The organism is Chitinophaga sp. 22620 (assembly GCF_052044405.1).
Lineage (GTDB): Bacteria > Bacteroidota > Bacteroidia > Chitinophagales > Chitinophagaceae > Chitinophaga.
Genome location: NZ_JBQEMV010000007.1, coordinates 96,731 through 112,615, shown reverse-complemented (window position 1 = coordinate 112,615; position 15,885 = coordinate 96,731). Strand labels below are relative to the sequence as shown.

Sequence of the window (15,885 nt, the reverse complement as noted above, 5' to 3'; positions counted from 1 at the left end):
ATCCGGCAACGGAACACCAGGCGCCAGGCCGTTCAAAGCGGAATGAATAACAATAACAGCACAGTTCCTTTTTTACACGTAAAAGGTTTGGTCTGCTTTTTTCGTAATTTCCGGGCTATGACGCTGCGCTTTTTCGTCCGGTACTCCACCTCGTGGGGCCAACAGCTTTCTCTTGCCCTCGATACCGGCAGCGTGCTGCCTATGACCTGGTACGATCGCGATCACTGGACGGCAACGCTGGAATGGGAACTCCCGGAGCTGCGCTACCGCTACATTCTTACGCATGGCGGGGAAGTGGCGGAGCAGCCTTTGCGTTGCATAACCTTCCATAAAGACGAGCAGGAGCTGACCATCCGCGACGAGTGGCGGCAGCCCGGGCGCGTGGCGGACTGCCTCATGAAAGCGCCTTTCCGTGACGTGTATTTCCATCATGCAGCTTCGCAGGTTGCGCGCGGGGCCTCGCATTATTTCCAGGTAAGCGCGCCTTTGCTGGAAAGCGGGCGGGAACTGTGGCTGACGGGGAATGTGGACTCGTTGGGCAACTGGAACGCCGCATCCGCGGTGAAGATGCAGGCCCGGGAAGACGGCCGTTTCGCCGCAAACGTGAACATCCCGCCGGGCCTTGCCGTGGAATACAAATACCTGCTGGATGGCGTTGAATACGAAGCAGGAGAGAACCGCTCTTTTCTTTCAGCAGGGCCATGCCTGGCGGATGATGGCTATGCCCGCTTCAACCATCCGCTCTGGAAAGGCGCGGGTGTTGCGGCGCCTGTGTTCTCCCTGCGTTCTGAAAAAGGATTGGGTTGCGGCGAATTTTCGGACCTGCGGCTGCTGGCGGATTGGGCGGCTTCCACCGGCCAGCGTATGATCCAGCTGCTGCCGGTGAACGATACCATTGCGGAGCACAGCTGGGAAGACTCCTATCCCTACGCCGCTATTTCAGCGTTTGCGCTTCATCCCATGTACATACACCTGCCCGCGCTCGGCATTGCCGAAGGTTACGCGGCCATGCAGGCAACGCTCAACGCCTTGCCCGATATGGATTATATGGCAACGGTCACGTTTAAGACGCAGGCCCTGCAAACATTCTATCAAAGCTTTCAGGCAGACAGCGCATATACGCAATGGACGAACGAAAATCAGCACTGGCTTGAACCTTATGCTGCTTTCTGTTGCAGGCGCGATGGGAGCGGCGATGCGGGATTTTATTATTTCGTGCAATACCATTTGCATCTCCAGCTCAGCGAAGCCGTGGCTTATGCGCACAGTAAAGGCGTGGCCATCAAAGGCGATCTGCCCGTGGGGATGTACCTGCGCAGCGCAGATGTGTCTGCCATGCCCGCGTTGTTCGATACCCGCGTGCAGGCGGGCGCGCCGCCGGATGAATTCGCGGCGAAAGGCCAGAACTGGGGCTTCCCGGCTTACAACTGGTCCGAAATGGAAGCAACCGGTTATGCCTGGTGGAAGCAGCGGCTGCGGCATATGGCGCAATATTTTTCCGCTTTCAGGATCGATCATGTGCTTGGTTTTTTCCGGCTCTGGCAAATTCCGCGGCATGCGAAAGAAGGCATACTCGGTTATTTTCATCCCGCGAAACCTTTTACGGAACAGGAATTATTTGACTGGGGCATTCCCTTCGCCCGCGAACGCTTCTGTGAGCCGTATATCACAGACGCAGTGCTGTACCGCATCTTCAGCGACGACGCCGTCAGAATAAAATCCATTTACCTGGAACCCTCGGGCCATGGCTATTACCGCCTCGCGGACGCGTACCGCTACCAGGCTGGTATTGCGGAAGAAGATCCCGTTATCCGGCAGGGCCTGTACGATCTCATTGCCAACGTTATTTTCCTGGAGCCGTCACCCGGAGCATTCCATCCGCGTTTCGGTATGCAGGGAACGGATTCGTTCCTCGCGCTGGAACAGCCCGTGCAGGAAGCATTGCAGGAACTTTCCACGCATTTCTTTTACCACCGCCACGATGAGCTATGGGAAAAAGAAGCGCTGCGCAAGCTGCCCGTGCTGCAGGCCGCTACAGACATGCTCGTGTGCGGCGAAGACCTCGGCATGGTGCCCCACTGCGTGCCCGGCGTGATGCAGCGGCTGGGCATGCTCAGCCTGGAGGTACTGCCTATGCCCAAACAGCCTGGCCAGATGCCCGCTCATGCGCCTTATCTTTCGGTGGTCACACCTTCCACGCACGACATGAGCACTTTGCGCGGATACGCGCCCGGCAGGGAAGAGGAGATCGCCCGGCTGCATCTGCAGGCGCCGGCCATGTGGTGCATCCTGCAATTGCAGGACTGGCTCGCGCTGGACAGTTCGCTGCCACACCGCTCCCCTGCGGAAGAGCGCATTAACGTGCCCGCCATTACGCCCTGGTACTGGCGTTACCGCATGCCTGTTACATTGGAGGCGCTCTGCGCCGCGCAGATGCTGAATGGGAAGATCAGGGCCATGGTGCAGGAAAGCGGGCGTTGATTGTATTCCATATCTGTACATATGCAAAGATATCCTAGCATTTGCCCCCGGCTTGCTGCCGGTAGGAAATGCCATAAACCCGCAGTATATTTATTCCATGGAGTTGACACTGTATCCCTTCGAACTGAAATTCAGGCATACGTTTACGATCTCGAGAAAAAGCAAGCATGTGCAGCCGCTGCTGGTGGCAGAGCTGAAACAGGACGGGCTCAGCGGCCTGGGCGAAACGGCTGATAATGCATACTACAACATCACCGTTCCCGGCCTGATGGCCGCCATCAACGAACACAGGCCTTTTATTGAAGCATATCACCTGGACACGCCTGAAGCCTTTTGGGAGGAGATGTACCCGCGCCTCGCCGGCAATATGTTCGCGCTTTGCGCGCTGGACCTTGCCGCCCACGACCTGTATGCCAAGCAGCAGGGTAAAAAGCTCTACGAAGTCTGGAACCTAGACCCCTCGCATAACCCGATGACGGACTACACTATCGGCATAGATACGGTGGAGAACATGGTGAAGAAATTACAGGAATTCCCCTGGCCCATTTACAAGATCAAGCTGGGAACGAAGGAAGATATTACCATCATCACGGAGCTGCGGAAGCATACCAGCGCTGTGTTCCGCGTGGATGCGAACTGCGCCTGGGGTGTGGATGAAACGCTTCGTAACGCCGAAGCCTTCCGCGAACTGGGGGTGGAATTCATTGAGCAGCCGATGCCTGCGGCAGACTGGGAAGGCATGCGCAAGGTATATACGGATTCCGCATTGCCGGTGATTGCAGATGAAAGCTGCATCGTGGAAAGCGACGTGCAAAAATGCCATAACTATTTCCACGGCATCAACATCAAACTCACCAAATGTGGCGGCATCACGCCCGCGCGCAGGATGATCATGGAAGCTAAAAAGCTGGGCATGAAAGTAATGACGGGCAGCATGAACGAAAGCACCGTTGGTACTTCCGCCGTAGCGCATCTTCTTCCTTACCTCGACTATACGGACATGGACGGCCCGCTGCTGCTGGCTGAAGATGTTGCAAGCGGCGTCAAGATCCGCGACGGTGAGATCATTTATGCGGACAGGAACGGTACCGGCGCGGAACTGCACCGGGCTTTCTAAAACTTCTTCTCTCAGGAATAAGGAAGTATGGGTTGAGCTATCCGCTTAACCCATACTTTTTTGTTTTACGCACAAGGCATAATTTTCCCGGTTCCCGTTGCCGGGAATGAACCGGGGATGCAAGCCGTTTACTTCAGTTTCGAGATACCCGCATCAGCGCTGGCCGTCAGGTTCTCAGGCTCTTGTTTCATGCCGGAAAAACTGAATGGAGGCGCATTGAAGTCGTTGGTGACCACCATGTGCCCGCTGATGATGTTCTCTTCCCTGAACCTGAAATACACCTTGTTGTTGAGCACCCACTCATGCGGGCGGCACACGATGTTGTACGGCAGGTTGCTGTGCAGGTCCGGCTTCATGATGAAGTCGTGGTTCTTCCCGGGAGCCAGCATGCCTTTGATGTGGCAGAAGTCCTTCCACTTGGGATGGTAACGCTGGTCGTTTTCCATCCTCCCGTAAAAGAACATGCCACGCGTGCTGTCTATATGCAGGATATAGCGCAACACAGCTTTGTCTTGCTTGAAGGAAATGTAATAAGTTCCGAGGAGGGCAGCGGTTTTCTGCTGCATGATTTTGTTCACGTGCTGGCTGCTGGATTGCAGGGGAATACATAGCAGTAGAACTGCTAAAGCAACAACAGCCTGCCGGATGATAGAATGGCGGATCATAGCGCGACAGATTAGTTGTCTTAAAGTTACGACGCTTCTATGCCGCAGCAGGGGCGAATGTTACGGGTGGAAATAACAGGATTAGTTGATGTTGACGTCAGCTTCCGGGTTCGGGGATCTCCCTCCAGCTGCGCACGAAGAACACATAATCGCTCTTGCGGCCGGTGGCTTCTATGTACTTTCCGGCCAGTTCCGCCAAAGGGTTATCTGCAAAGGGATTGCCGCCGGAAGGACGGATCAGGAAGCTGCCGTCCTCCGTTTCGAGATACACGCCAAGGCTTTCGCTTTTCGTGGTTCTTGCAAAGGTTTTCAGGACCAGCCGGCCCCTTACGGTGAGCGCTTTATTTTTCCTATCGTCTGACATATTCTCGATGCCCCAGTATTTCGCCGTTCCTTTCCTTCACCACCAGCACTTTCGTGCTTTTGAACTTCCCATGAACGGTACTGGCCGAATATACATGAAATTTCACCGGCGCGGTAAACGATTTCATACCGCGGGTGAGTGGCGAAGGTTTGGTTTCGTTGATGAACACTTGTTTATGGAGGCTCTTTTGCGGCAGTTTCCGGCTCTTCAGGAAGGCGGTTACAGCTGCGTCAGCCTTCTTTTCTTTCAGGGGTTTGGGTACTGAAATAAAAGCAGAAAGCGCCAAGCCTTTTGCCATCATACTGTCCCGGCGGTTCTGCCGGTGGTCGCCGCGAAGGGATGCCGGCGCCGAAACGGCCACCAGCGAAGGATCGCCCAGCAGGTAGAATTGCGCCAGGGTCTTCAGCTCAAAAGGATCCAGCGCCGGCCCCATCTCGTCCAGGAAGCGCTGGCGGGCTTCGAGGAAGGCGCGGCCGGTGGATGCGCCTTTGATGGTGTTGATCAGGAAATACTGGGTCAAAAGGTCCGCCAGGCCCTGGCCTTTCGCGGGACCATATGCAATGGTGGAGCTGCCGGCAAAAGCAATGGCATGGTTCAGCAGGTAATTGTTCGCAATGCTCAGGTGCCCGGCCTCTGTGAGCAATGGATTATAAAGCTGGGCGCCGTAACAGCATTCCGCCGCCACAATAGCCCCTTTGCTGATCTTTTTGGCGATAAGGGAGGAACGGAGGGCTTCCGGGAACTTTTTGCCCTTCTGGCCGTAGTAACTCGGATCGTCCAGCGCGCCGTGGCAGTTGATGAAATGTGTTTTGGCCTTCAGCTGGGCATTGGTCCACGCGGGGCCCAGAACGGGGGAGAGCTGCAGCGCGGCATGGTCGCCAAAGATGTTGTGCAGGCTCTCGGAGGTGGACGACCGCCAGTCGAACACGCTGATGCTGAAGTATTTCCTGTAATCCTGCTGCCGGCCGGGCTTGTTGCCGGCAATGTCCTGCACGAGGGAATGGAAATAGGCGGGGTCATTGCCGCCGGGTACATCCGGCAGGCGGCCCACCACGCGGGTAGGTGAAATGAACTTCCCAGGATCGGTGCTGTAAGCGGTTTCGCAGGCATAAGGCAGGTCGCTGGGGATCAGCTTATCCTCATCATCTTCCCCGAAAAGCAGGTTTTGCAGCGGCAGGAAAGGCACTACATCCTGAGCTCCCGCTATCATCAAATAATCAGGTCGGAAATGCCGGAACAGCCCGTCTATAGCGGCTTTGTTCTGCTTTGCATGGCCGGGGCTTTTCACGGCGGGAGCTTTATGTTTTTTCATGGCGGCGGCATCATCGAGGAAAATCACTTCGCTGTGCAGCCCTCGTTTTTTATCCGCCGCTTTGATGGCTGCCAGGTCTTTTAAAATGGAAGTGTGCTTACTGCCGTATTTTTTTTCCAATGCGGCGCGGTTGGAAACGATCAGTTTATCCGTTTTCATGTCTGGGGCGTATTTTGGGGTGGTAGAAACTGTAACGAATTTAAGCTATTTCCGCGCTTATTGCATAAATGCCGGGGAATGACTATTTTAATCGTTCATTACAATCGTTCCATATGAAGTACCCGCGTTATGCCTGTTTGATCATACTCACATTTTTATCGATGACTGCCAATGCCCAGCTGCTGGCCCGTTACACGGTGAAAGCCGGCAAATATGCCCGTCATAATACCATCATTTCCGTTCCTGCCGAAGCGCAAAAGGGAGATGTGTACCAGCTGTACCAGGTAGAGGGCAAAACGAAAACCCCGGTGCCCCTGCAGGCTGGCAACGGCCGGTTAGTCTGGTCCCTGGGCGGGGACCTGCAACCCGGGCAGCGCCGCGTGTTTGAGCTTTATAAAAACGGGAAAGACGCCGTGCCGGTGAACCCGGACGATGCCGTGACCGTCGATAATTCGGCGGAAGGTTTTACCGTGAAGCGGGGCCGGAGGCCTGTGTTATTCTACCAGGCAGCGGTCAAAGACGTGCCGCCTGGTGTGGACACGGCATTCAGAAGGGGCGGCTTCATTCATCCTGCGTATACGCCGGGCGGGAAGGTGCTGACCAATATCCAGCCCAAAGACCACTACCATCACTACGGCATCTGGAACCCATGGACCGAAACGGAGTTTGAAGGGCAGACCGTGGATTTCTGGAACCTGAAAAAACTCTCCGGCACCGTGCGTGTCAATTTTGAGAGCAACCGCAATTACAGCGTGTCCGGCCCGGTATGGGGCGGCTTTCTGCAGGTGCAGGACCATGTGGTGCTGGGAAAGGGCGGCCCCGATAAAACGGCTATTAATGAGGACCTGGAAGTAAGCGCCTACGGCGGAACGGAGGATGTGCAGATATGGGATTACAAATCCACGCTTAGCTGCGGCACCGCATCACCGATTATTTTGAAAGAATACCGCTATGGAGGCGGTTTTGCGATAAGAGCAGCGGAGGAATGGAATAATGAGAACAGCGCGGTGCTGACGTCTGAGGGGAAGACCCGCAAAGACGGCGATATGACGCATGCCCGCTGGTTCAAGGTGGCAGGAGATCTGAAAGGCGGCAAAGGCGGCATTCTCGTATTATCCTCCCCGGAAAATTTCAACGCGCCGCAGCCCTTGCGCATCTGGCCGGAGAAAGACCAGCAGGGGCAGGTGTTTGCCGAGTTCAGCCCTACCAAAGACAAGTCCTGGAAACTGGAGCCCGGCAAACACTACCTCCAGCAATACCGCGTGATCACCTTCGACGGAGACCTTACGGCGGAACAGGCGGAAGCTTATTGGAACGATTATGCGCATCCGCCGAAGGTGGATGTGGATGTGAAAAAATAAAGACAACAGATGCCCAAGATCAGATGTACCAGTGAGACCAGGTTATTTACCGGCCTGAGTAGCCAGATAATCCGAATGCGAAACAAACGTTCCGCGCACTTTCAACCAACTCAGGAAGGCGCGCATCTTGCCATATAAACGTTTCCCGCTCACGCCTTTCACATACAACGGCAGCTTGTATTGGCCGATATCTTCCAGCTCCCAGGGGTGGAAGTAGAAGGAAAAATAATCCTCCTTTTTCAGTATACGCGCGGTGCAATGCCGCGTGAACCACAGCGGCATGTTCTTCAGGCTCAGCCAGAAAACTGGAATGCGCCAGCCGGGCGTAACAGACGTCGGCATGATCCACATATTCTCCTGCAAATGCACATGGCGCGGGCGGTGGCGGTTGTTGTAGCGCCCGGGCAGCCAGGTGGGGTTCAACGACGCATCGTAAGTATAACCGGCCTGCGCCAGCGCATCCATGGATACAGGTTGCAGCCTGGGCATGCGGAAACCCTTCACCGGCGTGCGGCTGATGCGCTCCAGCACTGTGCGGGAATGCAGCAGGTCCCGTTCCAGGAAGCGGTCGTGGTAAAAAGCATGCGAAGCGATCTCGTGTTTTTCCGCGATACGCTGAACGAGTTCCGGAAAATATCTCGCCCACAGCGCGGTGATAAAAAACGTTGCCCTTATTTCCAGTTCATCGAACAGCGTGAGGGTTTTCAGCACGCCCTGCCGGCTCACTTCCAGCTTTTCTTCGAAAGGCACGGCCTGCCCGTATTCCTGCGGGATGTCGAACTCTTCCACATCCACGCTGATCAGTATCTTTTTGTTGTTCATCGTTTGATCAGGATACCCATGAAATTAAAAAATTCACGTACCAGTGTTGCGGACCTGAATTCCGAAAAACGGATGCCGGGCCGGCAAACGATCGGGATGGTACGCACGTTCAGCGTTTTGTTGCGGCAGGCGCGGCGGACGAACTCGCTGTCGTACAAAAAACCGTTGACGTGCGTGGACAGGAACTCGCAGCGGCCACGGCTGTTGAAGGCTTTCAGCCCGGCCTGCGCATCGTCTACCGGCAGTTGCAGCAGATAACGGTTCATCAGCCTGCTGATGCGGGTAATGATCTTGCGTGCGGGCGGCAGCAATTTCACGTACTGGTCGCCACGGATGCCCGCTACCACATCGGAGCCGCAGAGCAATTGCTCGTACGCGAGCTTTACGGCTTCCACGCCGAAAGGAAAATCAAAATCGGTGCAAACCAAATAGGGCGCATCAGCAACGGCCACGCCTAAACGCACCGCGTATCCTTTGCCCCGGTTCACGGGATGGTCTATAATGCGCACGGCTGGTATGCAAGCCTGCAGCTGCTGCAGGTGCAATGGCGTTACATTCCGCTCGGAGCCGTCGTTTACGAGGATGAGCCGGATCTCGGTATCCGGTATCAATTCCCGCAATTGACGGTAATCGGTTACGATCTGCATTACCCAGTCTTCCGGCGGGTTGCAGCAGGGGACCACCAGGTCCAGTTTTTTTGTTACCCTTATATCAGCGATAGCCAGGTTGTTCATAACGGGCAACGTCGTAGGTTCGAACATTTCAGATCTTTGTTTACATAGGCTCTCTCTAAAGATGCGCTCAGCTCAGGGGAAGGGATAATAACGAAATTCCTGCGGCAGCATTGTAATGCTCCTCCAGGTAAACGCAAGCCGGAATATAAGGTGGTGGAAGCGCTTTTCTCAGCGCCATGGTCATCCGTTACATCAGGTTATGCATATAGTCAGGTTCTGTCTTCTTAAAGACGTGCAAATATACTCATTACCCCTATGACCGCATAGTGGTTGTGCGGAAATCAACGGAAATACAACTAAGCGGCGCCGGCCATGGACAACTGTGTTGACCGATGTTACTGTATGTACACTGTTTTGATATTCATGAATTCATGCACGCCTTCCACGCTCAGCTCGCGCCCGTAGCCGGATTGTTTGATGCCGCCGAAAGGAAGCCTTGCATCGGAGCGAACCATGGCGTTGATGAACACGTTGCCGCTTTCTATGAGCGTGGCCAGGCGGGCGGCCTTCTCCGTGTCTTTCGTCCAGATGGCGGCGCCAAGGCCGAAGGGCGTCTGGTTGGCGAGGCGGATGGCGGACGCTTCGTCGTTGGCGGTGATGACGGCGGCCAGCGGCCCGAATGTTTCTTCATCGAAGGCGGGCATACCCGGCTTTACGCCGGTGAGCAGCGCGGGCGTGAAGTTACAGCCATCCCGCTCGCCGCCTGCAAGCAATAACGCGCCTTGTTCTATGGAACGGTCCATTTGCCGGGCGAGTTCTTCCGCAAGGTCAGGCCGGGCCATGGGGCCGGTATCGGTATCGGGGTGGAAGGGATCGCCCTGCCGGAGGGAGGTGATAATGGACTGTACCTGCTGCGTAAAATCTTCCGCAATGCTTTGCTCCACGATCCAGCGTTTGGCTGCGATGCAGCTCTGGCCTGCGTTCTGCATGCGGGCTTTTACGGCTGTCTTTGCCGCTTCAGCCAGGTTTGCGTCTTTCAGTACAATGAAAGGATCGCTGCCACCCAGTTCCAGCACGGTCTTTTTGATGTATTTACCTGCCAGCGCGGCAACGCTCATGCCCGCGGGCGTGCTGCCGGTGAGGGTTACGCCCTGCACACGCTGGTCCGCGATCAATGGTTCCATTTCTTTGGACGATACCAGTACTGTTTGAAAAGCGCCTTCAGGGAAGCCCGCTTCCAGGAACAGTTTTTCAATGGCCAGCCCACAGCCGCTCACATTGCTGGCATGTTTCAGCATAGCGGCATTACCGGCCAGCAGGTTGGGAATGGCAAAACGGAACACCTGCCAGTACGGAAAGTTCCAGGGCATGATAGCGAGCACAATGCCTTTGGGCTCAAATGCGGCGTAGCTCTTTTTGCCGTCGGACTCGATCAGCCTTGGCTGCAGCAGCGGTTCAATATTGGCGGCATAATATTCAGCAGTGGCGGCGCATTTCAGCACTTCGGCCTTTGCTTCCTTCAGTGTTTTGCCCATTTCTTTTGAAATGATAGTGGCATGCTCCGTAACATTGTCCTTCAGCAGTGTTGCTGCCTGCAGCATCCATTCACAGCGGCGCTCCAGGCCTTCCTGCCTGAGCGAAGCAAAAGCCTTCCAGCCGGCCTGCATTTTCTTCCCGATCTCCGCCTGTGTGTGTGCGGGATATTCGGCAATGGTTTCCTGCGTGTAGGGGTATATGCTCTTGAACGTCATGTTATAAAGTTAAGGATTTTTGAGAGTGAGGGCAATGCCGCAAAACTGTTAACTTTGCAGCCTTAACCAGGGGGGAATATGTCTTTAAGCAAGCTGAACATCGCGGTGATGGCCTTATGCACCGGCCTCATTGTTGCCAATATTTATTATTCGCAGCCTTTGCTGGTGCTTATCAGCCAGGAGTTTAACGTATCGGAATCCAACGCGGGGCAGGTCACTTTTTTTACACAGATCGGTTATGCGCTGGGACTGCTGTTTTGCGTGCCCCTGGGCGACAAGCTGGAGCGCCGCGGGCAGATACTGGCGATGACGGGCTTTGCCGTAGCGGCATTGATTGCGGCGGCATTGTCTGTAAACATCGGTATGCTGAAGGTGATGGGTTTCATCATTGGGTTCACTTCCATTGTGCCGCAGCTGATATTGCCGCTGAGCGCAGCTTTGACCGAGCCGTCGAAAAGGGGGAAGGTGATAGGCGTGATCATGAGCGGGCTGCTGATCGGCATTTTACTGTCAAGAACAGTGAGCGGCTTTGTGGGCGAGCATCTGGGCTGGAGGGCCATGTTCTGGATCGCAGGCGGATTGTCTTTCCTGATGATGGTCATTATGATGTTCACTTTCCCGAAGAGCCGGCCGGCTTTTAGCGGCAGTTACGGGGCGCTGATGGGTTCCATGCTTACGCTCGTGAAGGAGCAGCCGTTGCTGCGGGAGGCGTCGGTGATCAATGCCTGCGGATTTGCCGTTTTCGGGCTGTTCTGGACCACTTCGGTGTTCCTGCTGTCCAACCCTCCCTATAATTTCGGAAGCGATATTATCGGCCTGATGGGCCTTGCGGCGGCGGCGGGCGCTTTGGGCGCCCCGCTTATCGGGCGCATTGCAGACAAAAAGAACCCGCGCATCGCCATCGGCTACGGCATTGCCTGTATACTGGCGGGTTATATCGTGTTCTGGATATTCCGTGATTCGCTCATCGGCATCATTGCCGGTATTGTGCTGCTGGACCTCGGTTTGCAGGGCGTTCATGTGTCCAACCAAACCCGCATCTACGCATTGCTGCCGGAAGCGCGCAACCGGATGAACACCGTATTCATGACCGTTAGTTTCATCGGCACTTCCCTGGGCTCCGGCATCGGGCTCTGGGTGTGGGATATCGGTAAGTGGACGGGCGTTTGTATTGCCGGGGTGGGGATTACATTTATCGCGATATTGGTGTATGGGTTTACGTATAAGAAAGCGGAACAAAGTTGAATACATTCTAGTTGATCGGTTTGGCCGCTGGCGGGATGATACCTCTTTTGCGCATTAATTCTTTCACTTTTACTTTCCAGCTTATCCGGGCGGATATCCAGCTTTTGCTGTGAGGCATTATATCGATGTTATCGTTAGAGTGGTTCGGGCGGTTAGGGATTTCTGAATATTTATTGTCGTCAAATCCGAGAAGCAAGCCCAGGTCTTCTACCGGGTTCTGACGGTCATCTAAGTCGAACAGGCAGTCGAATTCATTTGAGCCGTACTTTTCCTGCTTAAAGCGCAGCAAATCAATCAGGTTTTCCAGGTTAATTTCATTACTCAGGAGGTCAAGGTCGTAAATATCTTTCTTTGCCTTCCTATTGCAGGCACTCATCAGTTTCAGGAGCGCAATATCTTTCACGGATAACATCTGCACACCATGATGGTCTTCAATAGTATCCAGTATCTGAATGTTCTGAATTGCTTCAACCTTGATTTTCGTCTGGCCCTTCGAAATAAGGGCTCTCAGAAAACAAAATTGTTCCCCGTTGTCGGGATCAAGAATTTCACAAAACAATAGCGCTTCGCCGAAATGACCTTCTAAACCCTGTTTCATTTTGTCCAGGCCGGCCAGCCCGATAACATAGTTTGAAAACAGATCAATATCTATGGATCTCCTGTGATTGTATCGTATTGCCAGATTGGTGCCTCCTGCCAGCGCGAAATTGGCAAAAGCTGGTAAAGCCTGAATTTCAGTAATGGCTTCCAGGAGTTCGGCAGAAACCGCCTTGTCATATTCTTTTTCGGACATCCTTATCTGCGGGAATATCTGTGAAAGAGAGGGATGTGATACCGCAGAGCCACCATCTCGCACACACGATTGCTGATCCTTTCCCTGGTGGATTTGAGGTTTTTTACGATCTCGTCGCTGCTGTAAATGGTCTCTAATCTGGCGATATCATCGTCGAAGGATTGCTCATTGGTCATATATAAGGCGCGCGGAATAATCAGACCCTGATCTTTGTCAGCGTCCAGTTGTTCCAGTTTAACATCCCAGAACAGATGCTTCGGGAAGATGGATATTATGTTAATTGCCTTATTCACGCTACAAATTTACGGAATTTCCTTTTCTGTTGAATTTATCCAGGTTCAACAGATACTTATTAATAATCAACAGGTTATAAAAATACAAAAGCCGGCACAACACTGGTACCGGCTTTTGAAAAATATGATCCGTTATTTATTCCGGCACCCTCGTGATCTTCAGCATATTGGTGGGCAGGTGTTCCTTTACAGGCGTGCTGCCGGTATTCACCACCACATCATTCGCTTTCAGGAAGCCTCTTTCTTTTAGGATGTTGATCTGGTCGGAAATAATATCGTCCAGGCTTTCTTCTTCGCCGTAGTAGAACGCGCGCACGCCCCAGCTCAGGCTCAGTTGGTTTACCAGCGTCTTCTCCTTGGTGAAGATGAACAGCGGTGATTTGGGACGGTAGCTGGATAGCATGAAGCCGGTGTAACCGCTCTGCGTCATCCCGATCAGCGCGTCGGACTCCAGGTCTTCCGCGATCTTGCACGCATTGTAACAAAGCGCGTCGCTCAGGAAGGTGGGTGAGTGGCGGTGAGGGATCAGGTTGCGGTTGTAGATGATGCTTTCTTTTTCCACTTCGCCGATGATCTTGCGCATGGTCTGTATCACCAGTACGGGATGGTTGCCGGTGGCGGTCTCGCCGCTCAGCATCACTGCGTCGGCGCCTTCCAGCACGGCATTGGCCACGTCCGTGATCTCGCTGCGGTTCGGGCGGGTGCGGTCTATCATGGATTCCATCATCTGCGTAGCCACAATTACAGGCTTCGCGCGGTGGATACATTTGCGGATAATGTCTTTCTGGATCATCGGGATCTGCTCAACCGGCAGCTCCACACCCAGGTCGCCACGGGCGATCATTACGCCGTCGCTTTCCCAGATGATCTCTTTCAGGTTCTGGATCGCTTCCGGCTTTTCGATCTTGGAAATGATCTTCATTTTGGAATTGCGCTCTTTCAGGCGTTTACGCAGCAGGCCGAGGTCTTTTACGTTGCGCACGAAAGAAAGCGCCACCCAGTCGCACTCATGATCGATGATAAATTCCAGGTCCTCTTCGTCCTTCACGGTCAGCGCAGGCAGGGAAACCTTGGTATCGGGCAGGTTGAAACCTTTTTTGGAAGAAAGCACACCGCCGAGCAGCACTTCTGCTTTGATGAGGTGGTCGGGCGTGATCTCTTTCACGACGGTTTCGATCTTACCGTCGTCCAGCAGGATCTTCTGGCCGGGGCGCACGTCTTTATGCAAGTCATGGTAAGACACATAGATCCTTTCCATGGTACCTACGCATTTTTCCGTAGTAAAAGTGAGGATGTCTCCTGTTTTCAGCGGCAGGGCATTGTTCTCGATCTCGCCTACACGCAGTTTCGGGCCTTGCAGATCGGCCAGGATGGCGATGTTGTAAGGTTCCGTTTTATTGATCTGGCGGATGTAGTTGATGATCCGCAGTTTGTCTTCATGGCTGCCATGGGAAAAGTTCAGGCGGAATACGTTCACCCCGGCCCGTACGAGTTCCAATAACTTCTCATAGGTATCAGAAGCAGGACCAACTGTAGCTACAATCTTGGTCTTCTGCTTAGCATGCGCCGCTCCGGCATCATTATCCATTTCCTTGTGGAAGTATTTGGACAGGTCTTTTGTACTCATAGACGTTTATTTAACTCGCAAGAATTTTGACAATCTTAAACCATTCCGGGTCGATCTTTTGTTTGGCTTTAACAGCCTTATCGAGCGGAGTATACTGTATTTTGTTATTAACGATACCGATCATTACGTTCGAAGTACCACCGATGAGCGCGTCTACCGCGGCGTAGCCCATGCGGCTGGCCAGCAGGCGGTCCATGGTGGTGGGGGAACCTCCGCGCTGGATGTGGCCGAGGATGCACACGCGGGTGTCCAGCTGGGGCATTCTTTCCTGTACGTGGCGGGCTACTTCGTTGGCGCCGCCGAATTCGTCGCCTTCAGCCACTACGATGAGGTTCACCATTTTCTGGCGGCGCTCGTTGGCCTGGAGGTCGTCTATCACATCGTCGATATTGGTTTTGCGCTCAGGGATGAGGATATGCTCCGCACCGGTGGCAATGCCGCTGTGCAGGCCGATGTACCCCGCGTCGCGCCCCATTACTTCGATGATAAAAAGGCGGTCGTGCGCATCCGCAGTGTCGCGGATCTTGTCGATCGCTTCCACGGCGGTGTTCACCGCAGTGTCGAACCCGATGGTGAAATCGGTGCCGGCAATATCTTTGTCGATGGTGCCGGGCAGGCCGATGCAGGGAATGTCGAATTCCTGGCTGAACTTCTGCGCCCCTTTAAAGGAGCCGTCGCCGCCGATCACCACCAGCCCGTCTATCCCGAATTTCTTCAGGTTCTCATAAGCTTTTTTCCTGCCGTCTGCTTCGTAGAATTCCTTGCAACGCGCTGTTTTTAAAACCGTGCCGCCGCGCTGTATAATGTTGGCAACGGATTTGGATTCCATAGGAAAGATCTCGCCGGTCAACATCCCCTTGTAGCCATACATCACGCCGAACACATTCAGATGATGATAAATTCCCGTTCTTACTACCGCCCTGATGGCTGCGTTCATCCCCGGGGCATCGCCTCCGGAGGTAAGAACTGCGATGTTGTTCACTTTTTTCATGAGTAATCTTAAAGTTCATCAAAGGCCACATCAAATGATTTATTTCATGCAGCGTCTTAATATTTTTCCATCAATGGCCACGCTGAATGGTCATTTCATAGTAATATTGCTTAATATCGCCGCCTGGTAAAAGGCGCACAAAATTAACATTTTTAAATAGTTTCCTATCATTATTCGATGAATTAACCTAAATTTTTAATTTTAGTCAAATAAACAGCCAACTTTTTTTA

The 15,885-nt window shown here is 53.7% G+C and carries 14 protein-coding genes; 4 read left to right on the top strand and 10 right to left on the bottom strand.

The annotated features are described in order from the left end of the window. Positions 1-117: 117 nt before the first annotated feature. Both ACTJIK_RS25230 and ACTJIK_RS25225 read left to right on the top strand, forming a co-directional pair. Entirely contained in the window at positions 118-2,481 is a 2,364-nt protein-coding gene (locus tag ACTJIK_RS25230) for a 4-alpha-glucanotransferase (RefSeq protein ID WP_440650345.1), read from the top strand. Between the two features lie 97 nt (positions 2,482-2,578). Further along, a complete protein-coding gene (locus ACTJIK_RS25225; protein WP_440650344.1) occupies positions 2,579-3,598 on the top strand; it encodes a dipeptide epimerase in 1,020 nt (339 codons plus the stop codon). A gap of 128 nt (positions 3,599-3,726) precedes the next feature. Here the strand turns inward: ACTJIK_RS25225 and ACTJIK_RS25220 are convergent, their stop codons facing one another. From ACTJIK_RS25220 to ACTJIK_RS25210, 3 genes are all read right to left on the bottom strand, one after another. Beyond that, entirely contained in the window at positions 3,727-4,263 is a 537-nt protein-coding gene (locus tag ACTJIK_RS25220; protein WP_440650343.1) for a hypothetical protein, read from the bottom strand. A 97-nt stretch (positions 4,264-4,360) separates the two neighbouring features. Further along, entirely contained in the window at positions 4,361-4,627 is a 267-nt protein-coding gene (locus tag ACTJIK_RS25215) for a hypothetical protein (RefSeq protein ID WP_440650342.1), read from the bottom strand. Continuing rightward, the gene (locus ACTJIK_RS25210) at positions 4,614-6,098 is read right to left on the bottom strand and encodes a hypothetical protein (protein WP_440650341.1); all 1,485 of its coding nucleotides are present in this window, start codon (positions 6,096-6,098) and stop codon (positions 4,614-4,616) included. The genes ACTJIK_RS25215 and ACTJIK_RS25210 overlap by 14 nt, the downstream gene beginning before the upstream one ends. A gap of 113 nt (positions 6,099-6,211) precedes the next feature. On the opposite strand from ACTJIK_RS25210, the gene ACTJIK_RS25205 reads away from it, so the two are divergent. Beyond that, positions 6,212-7,459: a PmoA family protein gene (locus tag ACTJIK_RS25205; RefSeq protein ID WP_440650340.1), complete on the top strand. Its 1,248-nt coding sequence runs from the start codon at positions 6,212-6,214 to the stop codon at positions 7,457-7,459. 42 nt (positions 7,460-7,501) lie between these two features. Here the strand turns inward: ACTJIK_RS25205 and ACTJIK_RS25200 are convergent, their stop codons facing one another. The 3 genes from ACTJIK_RS25200 to ACTJIK_RS25190 all read right to left on the bottom strand — a co-directional run bounded on the left by ACTJIK_RS25200 (position 7,502) and on the right by ACTJIK_RS25190 (position 10,706). Beyond that, on the bottom strand, positions 7,502-8,281 hold the full coding sequence (locus tag ACTJIK_RS25200) for a polysaccharide deacetylase family protein (RefSeq protein ID WP_440650338.1): 780 nt from the start codon (positions 8,279-8,281) through the stop codon (positions 7,502-7,504). Next, the gene (locus ACTJIK_RS25195) at positions 8,278-9,042 is read right to left on the bottom strand and encodes a glycosyltransferase (RefSeq protein WP_440650337.1); all 765 of its coding nucleotides are present in this window, start codon (positions 9,040-9,042) and stop codon (positions 8,278-8,280) included. Before ACTJIK_RS25195 ends, ACTJIK_RS25200 begins: the two co-directional genes overlap by 4 nt. Before the next feature lie 308 nt (positions 9,043-9,350). Next, entirely contained in the window at positions 9,351-10,706 is a 1,356-nt protein-coding gene (locus tag ACTJIK_RS25190; RefSeq protein ID WP_440650336.1) for an NAD-dependent succinate-semialdehyde dehydrogenase, read from the bottom strand. Positions 10,707-10,784: 78 nt separating this feature from the next. Between ACTJIK_RS25190 and ACTJIK_RS25185 the strand changes: the two genes are divergently transcribed. Beyond that, positions 10,785-11,951, top strand: coding sequence for an MFS transporter (locus tag ACTJIK_RS25185; protein ID WP_440650335.1), 1,167 nt, complete (start codon positions 10,785-10,787; stop codon positions 11,949-11,951). Between the two features lie 7 nt (positions 11,952-11,958). On the opposite strand, the gene ACTJIK_RS25180 is transcribed toward ACTJIK_RS25185, so the two are convergent. From ACTJIK_RS25180 to pfkA, 4 genes are all read right to left on the bottom strand, one after another. Beyond that, complete coding sequence (locus ACTJIK_RS25180; RefSeq protein WP_440650334.1) at positions 11,959-12,744, bottom strand: nucleotidyl transferase AbiEii/AbiGii toxin family protein; 786 nt, start codon at positions 12,742-12,744, stop codon at positions 11,959-11,961. 2 nt (positions 12,745-12,746) lie between these two features. Continuing rightward, entirely contained in the window at positions 12,747-13,037 is a 291-nt protein-coding gene (locus ACTJIK_RS25175; protein ID WP_440650333.1) for a DUF6922 domain-containing protein, read from the bottom strand. A gap of 136 nt (positions 13,038-13,173) precedes the next feature. After that, complete coding sequence (pyk, locus tag ACTJIK_RS25170) at positions 13,174-14,664, bottom strand: pyruvate kinase (protein WP_440650332.1); 1,491 nt, start codon at positions 14,662-14,664, stop codon at positions 13,174-13,176. Between the two features lie 10 nt (positions 14,665-14,674). After that, positions 14,675-15,655: a 6-phosphofructokinase gene (gene pfkA, locus ACTJIK_RS25165; protein WP_120515645.1), complete on the bottom strand. Its 981-nt coding sequence runs from the start codon at positions 15,653-15,655 to the stop codon at positions 14,675-14,677. Positions 15,656-15,885: the final 230 nt, after the last annotated feature.

Coding starts and splice junctions, on each gene's coding strand:
- ACTJIK_RS25210 (WP_440650341.1), bottom strand. CDS start 6,098: ATGAAAACGGATAAACTGATCGTTTCCAACCGCGCCGCATTGGAAAAA.
- ACTJIK_RS25205 (WP_440650340.1), top strand. CDS start 6,212: ATGAAGTACCCGCGTTATGCCTGTTTGATCATACTCACATTTTTATCG.
- pyk (WP_440650332.1), bottom strand. CDS start 14,664: ATGAGTACAAAAGACCTGTCCAAATACTTCCACAAGGAAATGGATAAT.
- ACTJIK_RS25180 (WP_440650334.1), bottom strand. CDS start 12,744: ATGTCCGAAAAAGAATATGACAAGGCGGTTTCTGCCGAACTCCTGGAA.
- ACTJIK_RS25230 (WP_440650345.1), top strand. CDS start 118: ATGACGCTGCGCTTTTTCGTCCGGTACTCCACCTCGTGGGGCCAACAG.
- ACTJIK_RS25190 (WP_440650336.1), bottom strand. CDS start 10,706: ATGACGTTCAAGAGCATATACCCCTACACGCAGGAAACCATTGCCGAA.
- ACTJIK_RS25220 (WP_440650343.1), bottom strand. CDS start 4,263: ATGATCCGCCATTCTATCATCCGGCAGGCTGTTGTTGCTTTAGCAGTT.
- ACTJIK_RS25215 (WP_440650342.1), bottom strand. CDS start 4,627: ATGTCAGACGATAGGAAAAATAAAGCGCTCACCGTAAGGGGCCGGCTG.
- pfkA (WP_120515645.1), bottom strand. CDS start 15,655: ATGAAAAAAGTGAACAACATCGCAGTTCTTACCTCCGGAGGCGATGCC.
- ACTJIK_RS25185 (WP_440650335.1), top strand. CDS start 10,785: ATGTCTTTAAGCAAGCTGAACATCGCGGTGATGGCCTTATGCACCGGC.
- ACTJIK_RS25195 (WP_440650337.1), bottom strand. CDS start 9,042: ATGTTCGAACCTACGACGTTGCCCGTTATGAACAACCTGGCTATCGCT.
- ACTJIK_RS25200 (WP_440650338.1), bottom strand. CDS start 8,281: ATGAACAACAAAAAGATACTGATCAGCGTGGATGTGGAAGAGTTCGAC.
- ACTJIK_RS25225 (WP_440650344.1), top strand. CDS start 2,579: ATGGAGTTGACACTGTATCCCTTCGAACTGAAATTCAGGCATACGTTT.